8 protein-coding genes and 1 pseudogene are annotated in these 9278 nt (G+C 67.8%); 6 read left to right on the forward strand and 3 right to left on the reverse strand.

Translation table 11 applies throughout. From position 1 onward, the window contains the following. Window positions 1-59: 59 nt before the first annotated feature. On the reverse strand, window positions 60-449 hold the full coding sequence (locus C468_RS15080; protein ID WP_008849768.1) for a winged helix-turn-helix transcriptional regulator: 390 nt from the start codon (window positions 447-449) through the stop codon (window positions 60-62). Between the two features lie 69 nt (window positions 450-518). Between C468_RS15080 and C468_RS15085 the strand changes: the two genes are divergently transcribed. Then, window positions 519-968: a DoxX family protein gene (locus tag C468_RS15085; protein WP_008849769.1), complete on the forward strand. Its 450-nt coding sequence runs from the start codon at window positions 519-521 to the stop codon at window positions 966-968. A 97-nt stretch (window positions 969-1065) separates the two neighbouring features. Next, the gene (locus C468_RS15090; RefSeq protein WP_008849770.1) at window positions 1066-1548 is read left to right on the forward strand and encodes a VOC family protein; all 483 of its coding nucleotides are present in this window, start codon (window positions 1066-1068) and stop codon (window positions 1546-1548) included. 55 nt (window positions 1549-1603) lie between these two features. Here C468_RS15090 and C468_RS15095 read toward each other — a convergent pair whose 3' ends face one another. Beyond that, on the reverse strand, window positions 1604-4081 hold the full coding sequence (locus C468_RS15095; protein WP_008849771.1) for a glycosyl hydrolase: 2478 nt from the start codon (window positions 4079-4081) through the stop codon (window positions 1604-1606). Window positions 4082-4483: 402 nt separating this feature from the next. Next, window positions 4484-5023, reverse strand: a complete 540-nt coding sequence (locus C468_RS15100) for an SRPBCC family protein (protein ID WP_008849772.1) — start codon at window positions 5021-5023, stop codon at window positions 4484-4486. 367 nt (window positions 5024-5390) lie between these two features. Between C468_RS15100 and C468_RS15105 the strand changes: the two genes are divergently transcribed. The 4 genes and pseudogenes from C468_RS15105 to C468_RS15120 all read left to right on the forward strand — a co-directional run. Continuing rightward, on the forward strand, window positions 5391-5906 hold the full coding sequence (locus C468_RS15105) for a CNNM domain-containing protein (protein WP_008849773.1): 516 nt from the start codon (window positions 5391-5393) through the stop codon (window positions 5904-5906). Between the two features lie 175 nt (window positions 5907-6081). Further along, complete coding sequence (locus C468_RS15110; RefSeq protein WP_008849774.1) at window positions 6082-7152, forward strand: ABC transporter ATP-binding protein; 1071 nt, start codon at window positions 6082-6084, stop codon at window positions 7150-7152. Next, window positions 7149-9083 carry an ABC transporter permease gene (locus tag C468_RS15115; protein WP_008849775.1) on the forward strand — a complete coding sequence of 645 codons (1935 nt, stop codon included), beginning with the start codon at window positions 7149-7151 and terminating at the stop codon, window positions 9081-9083. Before C468_RS15110 ends, C468_RS15115 begins: the two co-directional genes overlap by 4 nt. Beyond that, a pseudogene (locus C468_RS15120) lies at window positions 9076-9278 on the forward strand (hypothetical protein); the annotation flags it as partial. The gene C468_RS15115 and the pseudogene C468_RS15120, both read left to right, overlap by 8 nt.

Here is a 9278-nt window from a genome sequence, read left to right on the forward strand (position 1 = left end):
ACAGCCCGTAACGGGAGCGATATCCACGTAGAGACAATAGGCGGTCTCTCAGCGTACGCTTACCCACTACACTCCGCGAGCCACTCGTGGGCCCAGTCGTCGATCTCGTCGAAGACGGGCGCGAGCGACTCGCCCTTCGGGGTGAGGCTGTAGTACGTCGCCACGGGCGAGTCCTCCTCCAGCCGGCGGTCGACGAAGCCGGTCTCCTGGAGGTCGTCGAGCACGCGCGAGAGCGTCCGGGCGTTCGCGTCGGTCTCGCGTTTCAGCTCGTTGAACCGCGACTCGCCGTTCAACAGCTCGTGGAGCACGACGAGCCGCCAGCGCGAGCCGATCTGCTCGAGCGAGTCGACGACCGGACACGGCGTGTCCGGGCCGGACGAGGCATCCGCGTCGCGCTCTCCGTCGGTCGTGTCCGCCGGATCGGCGCCGGCGAGGTCCTGCGATGACATCGGTGTTACCTACTAACCGTATTGTCCGGGAAGCGATAAATAGGTTACGTTCGTATATGTGGTTACACTATGTTAGTTGAAACCACGACGATACCGCTCCAGTTCGACGCCCCCCTCGCTGGCGAGCTGTTCCTGCTCGGCCGGATCCTCTTCGGCGCCACACTCGCGTTCATGGGACTGAACCACTTCATGGACGTCGACACCATGGCCGGCTACGCCGAGTTCAAGGGGCTCCCGGCGCCGCGCTTCTCGGTGATCGCCTCCGGGCTCGTGCTCGCGCTGGGCGGCGTCGGCGTCGCGGCGGGCGCGTTCCCCGTCCTCGCGGCCGGCGGGCTCGCGGTCTTCCTGCTCGTCTCGGCGGTGACGATGCACGACTTCTGGTCGGTCGACGACCCGGAGGAGAAGCAGAGCGAGATGACGGGCTTCCTCAAGAACGTCTACGGCGCCGGCGCCGCGCTCGCGCTGCTGGCCGGCGGCGGCACCGCGTGGCCGTACGCAGTCGGCCTCGGCCTGTTCTAAGCGACTCTCCCCGGTCTGGGCGTTACGGGTCCGGTTCCGACGGCCGTCGACCCGTCAGTACCACTAACTGTCTTCCCGACAACCGATCACACGACTCATGAGCGACGCGCCGCCCACCACCGGACTGCACCACGTGACGAACATCTGCACCGACATGGACGAGACCGTGGCGTTCTACGAGGACGTGCTCGGCTGGCACACGGTGAAGCGGACCCAGAACTACGACGACCCGGGGACGCCGCACTACTACTTCTCGTCGACGCCGACGGGCGAGCCGGGGACCAACGTCACCTACTTCGAGTACCCGGGCTCGCAGGGCGCCCCGGGACCGGGCGCGAGCCACCACTTCGCGTTCGGCGTCGCGGACGAGGAGACGCTCCGCGAGTGGCAGGCCCACCTCCGCGAGCGGGACGTGCGCGTCTCCGAGGTGAAGGACCGCACCTACTTCAAGAGCATCTACTTCAGCGACCCCGACGGGCTCGTCTTCGAGTTGGCGACGGCGGGGCCGGGGTTCACCCGCGACGAGGCGGATCCCGGAAGCGAGGAGATCGACCCGTTCGCGGAGGGGTACGAGAGCTGACCAGTCGGCAAGCGCGTCGATCCGGCGGAGAGATACCGCCCGGACGCCGACTGGTCTATTCGGTGGGAGTCCCCCGTTCGTCTCTCTTTCCACCCGACCCGGTGTTGGCGTCTGAACCGGCGTCGTCCGAACCGGTGACGCGTGGGAACGCACCGTCCATCGGCGGCAGGGATTCGAACGCCCGAGTCGTCGTCGCCATTTCGCCTGGTCCGACGGTCAGTTCCGTTCCGTCGGAGAAGGAGACGTCAGAGCGCTCGTCGGCGGCGTTGTAAGCGACGTACGTTCGCACGTTTCCGTCCCGGAAGACGCTGTAAAGCGGCGTGTCTGCCGACACCGACGCGTCCGGCACTCCGACGGCATCGAGGGTGTGGATCCAGTGGGCGGCGTGTGCGCGCGATTCCGCGAAGTCGCCGGCAGCGTATTCGGTCTCGTACCAGGAGCGCGCTTCGTCCGGGGCCGAGAGCGCGCGAAACTCCCAGAGAACGTCCGTGTACCATCCGAGGTCGAACGTTTCGTCGCCGTCGTCGTTGTCGAGGAGCTCCGCCCAGTTCGCCGAGGCGGCGTCGCGGTTCCACCCGAGGTAGAACGAGTGCCCACCGATCGGCAGGTAATTGATGGCGTGGATCGACTCCGCGTCCTGGTTGAACCACGTGGCGTATGCGTATCCCCGACCCCAGACCATTCCGGCGGAGTCGTACGGCCACGCGTCGGGGAGGTTCTCGTTGGCGATATCGAACCAGTATTCGAGCGCCGCGTGGACCTCGTGGGTGTAGAGGTAGATACCCGCGTCGCGGATCTCCTCGTCGCCGGTCAGTTCGCCCCAGAGGATCAGGGCGGCGTAGGCGTTGATCGCTTCCGACGACGACTCCTGGTTGCAGCCGGCCGGCAGCTCTCCGCTTCCGGACGCCCACGAGTGACCCGCGTACGGGCTAAAGTTTCGAAAGAGCGGGTACTGGGAATCGCCGCGGTCGGGATTCGCGTAATCGCGAACGAGGAGATCGACGACTCCTCCGTACGCTTCCTCACGCGCCCACTGGGGGTCGACCCGAGCGAGTTCCGCCGCCGCCTTCACCCAATAGCCGTAGTGAAAGTGGTGATCGTTCAGATCGGCGTCGGCACCGAACCCCATCGGCGCTCCGTTCAACGTCCCCCAGACGTCGTCGTACCAGAACAGGTCGCGCTCGTCTACGTCGCCGTCGGATGCGGCGGAGAACCACGTTTCCAGCTCATCGCGGATCGCGTTCCTGAAGCGTTCCGCGGCGGCCCCGTCGTCGACCTGCTCGGCGATGGGAGCGAGCTGGAGGAGCCGTTCGAAGTTTTTCCCCGTCCAGTAGGTCCCATCGCCCTGCCAGTCTCGGATGAGCGTGTCTTCGGACTCGACCGCCTCGACGTGGTCTGCGAGGTTCGGGACGTCCGCCGCGTCGGGAAGGAACGGCAGAATCCCGCGATACGGGAGTTCAGTCGTGAAGCGTGAGCCGGCATAGACCGGCATCTCACCCCGCGGCGAGACGTACGACCAGTCGCTCAGTTCGTCCCCGGTTCGCTTCGCCTGATGGGGGTAGAGAGCGGTCAGCGTCTCGTCGGCGCGGCCGTGTTTCGCTTCGAGTTCGAACTCGTAGTCGGTGACGACCGCCGATCGCTCTGCATCGTACTCCCAGGTGACCGTGGTGTCCGTGACGAAGGCGTATGCGCGCCGTCGGTAGGCGTTCAGGACGTCCGGAGAGGCCTCGGGGAGCAGTGCGACGGAGACGTACCCCTCACCGTCGAGCCGGGACGAGACGACGTCTCCGTCGACACCCTCCCAGGCGGCTCCCGGCGGTGCGAACAAGCCGTAATGGTGTCCCCCGACCGAGACGCCCAAGACGTGGCTTCGCTCGTGCCAGACCGAGACCTCGCCTTCGAACGCCACGTCGACCCCGCCCCCCGTCGTCTCGAAGTAAACGAACGGCGACCCTTGTGTGAGCGTCGCGTCGAGGCTCGCGTCACCGCTGGACCGTCGATACGTGACCGACCAGTCGCCGTAGTCGGCGACTTCGGCCGGCACGTCAGCGTCGACGTGCGGGTGAGAGACGGTCAGGTCGGGGTCGATCGGACCGGTGCTCGCGTCCGGTGATGACACCGACTCCGCGAAGTCGTCCGTCCGTTCGCCCCAGGAAAAGGGCGCATCACCGACCTGCCACTCGTCGGGGTACGTGACGGCGAGACCCGCCTCGGTCACGCGCGCCGCCAACGGGTGTATCCAGAGGTTCTCCGAGAGCGGTCGCCACAGGAGTGTTGTCCACCAGTCGTTCGTCGGATATGGGCTTGAGAGTTCGTCTACCGCGTATATCGTTCGGGGCGGAACACTCGCTTCGCCCGGTGTAACCCGCGCGATGCTGCCCGCACCGACCCGTTCGATGTCGGCGTCCGCCGCGCTCGCGTTGAAGCTCCCGGTAGCGGTGATGACGCCGCCCGCGAGCAACCCTTTGAGCCAGGTGCGTCTGCGTACGTTCGATCTCGATCCGTCGATCGGGGTGTATGAGTCGTCTTCCATAGCTGTCGCTCACCGCGTTTGGGCGGCCGGACACCGCCTCGCTAGTTACCTGTGACATTCATTCATTAAAAATATTTATTAAAATAAAAAATTATTGTTGTGTAGTCAGTAACTAAACAATTATTTGATACAATAACGATACGCATTTGCTCGGCGAGACGGCTTGAAAAACGCGATAAACAGGTTCTACGAAAAATTGGGCAGGCCGATCCTCGTTGCCCACCTGATTTGTAACATTACAATCATATACTCGCGAGCCACAGCGCGCGGTATCGCGCGGTGTCTCGGTGCCGTGGAAATCGCCCGATAAACGTGCTGGACGGTTGACCAGGCCCCCTCTGCGGCCGACCCGATGGGGAATGAACGCGGGCGCCGGCGCTCGGTTCGAGCCGGGCAGTCCCGTTAGTTATCCCCGTCGACGGCGGTGCGTGAGCCGTCGTCGGAACTCTCGTCTCGGCTCAAGTCGCCCTTTCCGCCTTCCACCAGCGCCGCGAACCGGTCCAGGGCCCGCCGACAGACGGGGACGTACCACGCCGCGAGGGCCGGCACCTCGACGACGACCCGGCTGCGGTCGGGGTCGCCGGCGTAGCTGTCGACGCGGTGGCCGGTCGCCGGGAGCCCGGCGACGCGCCAGTCCCACCGCCGGCCGTTGCACGCGGTCACGCGGAACGGGACCCAGGCGCCGCCGACTCGGACCCGGCCCGTCGTCCCGCGTGTCACGTACCGGTCGTCGCTCTCGACGCCGTCGATCGCGGGCCCCCAGTCGGGCCACGTGCGCGTGTCGCGGAGGGCCTCGGCGGCGACCGCCGGCGGGACCGCGACGTCGCGACCCACGGCGAGCGTCGCACCTTCCCGAGCGACCGTCGACGCGGACTCGCCGCCGCACGCTCCGGTATCGAAACGTTCGTCCGATTCCCCGTCGACTCGAGACCGGTAATTCACGATCCGTCCAACGGTCTCGTCGCAGTTAAGCCGGCATATATTAAGACCTTATATGGTATCAGGTATCATTATCTCTTTCCACGAAGGGTTAATACGGGGATCCTCGCTACCCTGCTTCAAGATGGCAAACGATCGCGACACCATGAAAGACGTCTCGCACACGGCACCGAACGACACCTCGGCGAAGGGGGTCTGGGAACGAGGACCCGTCGAAGAAGAGGAAGAAGAGGAGTAACGCGGGAGTTCGATTCTGCGGACTGCGGAGTCACCGACAGTCGTCGCGCACCGAGGCGAGAGCGGAGCGTCCGCGCTCCGATCGTCGGCCTCCGGCCGGCACCCTCTTTGACGTCGTTTCTGACTACGCCGTATGGTCGGAGTCACGCTCGGGCTGGCCGGGATCGCGACGGTGACGGTGTTGCTGGCGCTCAGTGCGTTCTTCTCGAGTTCGGAGACCGCGATCTTCTCGCTGCCGGCGGAGTGGTTCGAGCGGCAGGCGGCCACGGACGACCCGCGGGCGCACGTCCTGAAGGAACTCTACGACGATCCACACCGCCTGCTGGTGACGCTGCTCGTCGGAAACAACGTCGTCAACATCGCGATATCGAGCATCGTGACAGTGCTAGTCGCTAGCTACCTCCCCACGGGCAGCGCGGTCGTGGTGACGACCCTGTGTACGAGCTTTCTCGTCCTGGTGTTCGGCGAGATTGTCCCGAAGGCGTTCGGCCTCGGCAACGCCGAGCGGTGGTCGCTACGGATCGCGTCGCCGATCCGACTGGTCGAGCGCGTTCTCTCGCCGCTGATCACCCTGTTCGACGGCATCACGCGTCGGATGAACGCCTACATCAGCGGCGACGCGAACATCGAGAAGCCGTACACGGACTGACGCAGACGGGCCGGCGAGCCCTTCACCGGCGACCGGGTCGAGATACCGGTGACGGAGGCGCGACGCCGGCCAAGCCGACGACCGCCGGTGACGAACTCCCCGCCCCGGTCGGCGCGTTCTCGCGGGTGATAGCCGCGGGCGTGAGTTTAACCCGGCCGGCGGCGGACCCGAGCGCATGATCGAAGTGGAGGGGCTGCGGAAGACGTACGGGGACTTCGCCGCCGTCGTCGACAGCACCTTCTCCGTCGCGGAGGGCGAGGTGTTCGGCGTCGTCGGCCCGAACGGCGCCGGGAAGACGACGACGCTGAAGGTGCTCGCCGGGCTCGTCGACCCGACCGACGGCGAGGTCGAGGTCGCCGGCTTCGCCTCCGACGACCCGGAGATGCGCCGGCGGCTCGGCTTTCTCCCCGAGGAGTCGCCCCTGTACGAGGAGATGACGCCGCTGTCGTACCTGCGGTTCTTCGCCGACCTGTACGACGTGCCCCGGGAGACGGCCGACGAACGGATCGAGGCCGCGCTCGACCGACTCGAACTGGACCACCGCGAGCGCAGGCTCGGCGACATGTCGAAGGGGATGAAACGCAAGGTCGCCATCGCCCGGTCGCTCGTCAACGACCCCGACGTGCTCGTGTACGACGAGCCCGCCTCCGGGCTCGATCCGGTGACGACGAACTCCGTGCTGGCGTTCACACGCGAGCTGCGCGAGACCGGGAAGACCGTCGTCTTCTCCGCGCACAACCTCTACCACGTCGAGTCCGTCTGTGACCGCGTCGCGGTGATGAACGAGGGCCGGATCGTCGCCCGCGGGAGCGTCGACGGGATCCGCGAACGACACGGCGAGACGACCTACCGCGTGTTCACCGACGTGTCGCCCGCCCGAACCGACGCGCTGGCCGAGGTCCTCGACGACATCGACGATCTGGACGACCTCGACGCCGCGACAGAGGAGGTCGGCGACCGGTTCCGCACGACCGTCCCGACGATGGACGGGGTCGAGGCGGTCCGCGACGCCACCGCCGCGGCGGGCGGCGAGGTCGTCGACATCCGCACCCGAGAGCCGAGCCTTGAGGACGTGTTCCTCGACATCGTCGGGCGGCCGATGCCGGGGCGGTACACCGGGAGCGGCGCGGTCGCCGAGGACTCGGCCGGAGGGGACCGCGCGCCAGAGGAGGACGAGCGCGACGCGCCAGAGGAGGACGAGCGCGACGCGACGCGACCGTCGGAGCCGCCGGAGGGGACCGAGTGATCGACCGACTCCGACGGGTCCTCCGGGTCGCACGCTGGGAGACGGCCCGCGCGGGCGGCGGCGTCGACCGACGAACCCTGCTCGCGGCGCTCGCGCTCCTCCTCGTCGCCGGCGGCGTCCTCGGCGGGGGGCTCGCGGCCGGCGTCGTCGGGCTCGATGTCGACCAGAACGTGTACCGGGTGGCCGTCGACGGCGGCTCCCCGTACGCGGACGCGGTCGAGGAGGCGCCGGCACTGACGACCGTCCCAGTCGACGGCGCCGAGCTCGGGGACACGGCCGACCTCGTCGTGTTCGACGGCGGGCGGAGCGGGACGGTCGAGACCGTCACGGTCCGCGCCAGCGACACCCGGAAGGGGGAGGCCGCGGCCGCCGAGTTCCGCGAGGCGGTCGAGGCGCACAACGAGCGGCTGATGGCGGCCGAGGAGAACCGAACGGCCGCGTTTCCGATCACCGTCACGCTCCAGTACGTGGGGCGGACGAGCGGGCTCGACGACGGTTCGACGCTCGGCGGAAACGACGAAGGGGGAAGTGACGACGGGTCTGGCGGCGCTGGCGGCGACGGGTCCGACGGCGAAAGCGACGGCGACGCCGACGGCGGGAGCGGCGACGGATCGGTCGGCGACGAAACCGGGAGCGGCGATGGATCGGTCGGCGACGAAACCGGGAGCGAGGACGACGGGTTCGCCGTCCCCTCGGTCGGCGGCGCGGCGTTCGGCGCCGACACGGTCGGGTCGCCGGGGTCGATCTCGCCGCCCTTCCCGTTCGTCTCGCTGCTCTTAGCGTTCGTGTTTCTCGTCCCGATGAACTTCCTCATCCAGGCGTACGGCTCGTCGGTCCTCGACGAGCGGACGAACAGGCGCGGGGAGCCCCTGCTCGTCACGCCGCTCTCGCCGGTCGACATCGTCGCGGGGAAGACGCTCCCGTACGTCGCGGCCGCGGCGCTCGTCACGACGCTCATCGCGGTCGCCGTCGGGGGCGGACCGCTCTCGGTGATCGCCGTGCTCCCGGTCGCGTTGACGTTCCTCGCGGCGACGTTCGTCGGCGCGATGTTCGCGCGGTCGTTCAAGGAGCTCACCTTCGTCACGGTGGGTGTGAGCGTCCTCCTCACCACGTACGCGTTCGTGCCGGCGATCTTCACGAACGTCACGCCGGTGGCGCTCGTCTCGCCGCTCACGCTCGTCGTCTTCGACCTGCAGGGGGAGGCTGTCGGAGCCGGCGAGGTGCTGTTCTCGACCGCGCCGATGACGGCGGGGGCCGCGCTGCTGTTCGGGCTCGGGCTCGGGGTGTACCGCGAGGAGGACATGTTCACCCAGAAGCCGGTCGGCCGGAAGTTCCTCGACGCGCTCGCGGTGCGGCTCGCGGCGATCGGGGGCGCGGGCTCGGACCGAGCGCTCCGGGAGCGGCTCCGCGCGCTCGCGCCGGTCGCGTTCCTGACGGCCTGCACGGTCCCCTTCGTGTTCGTCGCGGAGCTGCTGGCCGTCGCGCTGCTGTTCGCGCTGCCGGTGACGGTGTCGATCCCCGTACTCCTAGTGACCATCGCGTTCATCGAGGAGCTCGCGAAGAGCCTCCACCTCTACGCCGGCTTCGAGCGCGACGCCTTCGCCCGGACCGATCGGGTGGCCGTCGCGGTCGGGCTCGCCTCCGCGGTCGGCTTCTTCCTCGCGGAGAAGGCCACGGCGGTCGTGCAGGCGGTCGGGCTCACGGAGCTGTACGTCGGCCGCGCCGCGTTCGGGAGCGTGGCCGGGATGGAGGGGCTCCCGCCGATCGCAATCGCGGGGTTGTTCCTCGCGCCCCTCGTGCTGCACGGGTTCGCGACGACCGTCGCCGCGGTTGGCGCGAGCCGAGGCCGGGCGTACTACGTCCTGACGCTGGCGCTGGCGACGCTGATCCACGCCGCGTACAACTTCGGGGTGGTGCGCGTCTATGCGTGACCGCGACAGCCGGCTGACGATCGCCGGGCGGGAGCTGTCGGGGCTGCGCGCGGAGAAGACGATCCTGCTCGCGATCGGGATCCAACTGTTCATCGCCGCGTTCTCGTCGTTCCTCGTCGTCGGGCTCGTCTCGATGTACGACCCCGGGTCGCTCGGCGGCGCGGAGGTCGAGGTCTGTCTCTTATACACATCTCT

It is taken from the genome of Halorubrum kocurii JCM 14978, assembly GCF_000337355.1.
GTDB lineage: Archaea > Halobacteriota > Halobacteria > Halobacteriales > Haloferacaceae > Halorubrum > Halorubrum kocurii.

Excerpts from the sequence above, each read along its gene's own strand:
- C468_RS15110 (WP_008849774.1), top strand. The coding sequence starts at position 6,082 with ATGATCGAAGTGGAGGGGCTGCGGAAGACGTACGGGGACTTCGCCGCC.
- C468_RS15105 (WP_008849773.1), top strand. The coding sequence starts at position 5,391 with ATGGTCGGAGTCACGCTCGGGCTGGCCGGGATCGCGACGGTGACGGTG.
- C468_RS15080 (WP_008849768.1), bottom strand. The coding sequence starts at position 449 with ATGTCATCGCAGGACCTCGCCGGCGCCGATCCGGCGGACACGACCGAC.
- C468_RS15085 (WP_008849769.1), top strand. The coding sequence starts at position 519 with ATGTTAGTTGAAACCACGACGATACCGCTCCAGTTCGACGCCCCCCTC.
- C468_RS15095 (WP_008849771.1), bottom strand. The coding sequence starts at position 4,081 with ATGGAAGACGACTCATACACCCCGATCGACGGATCGAGATCGAACGTA.
- C468_RS15090 (WP_008849770.1), top strand. The coding sequence starts at position 1,066 with ATGAGCGACGCGCCGCCCACCACCGGACTGCACCACGTGACGAACATC.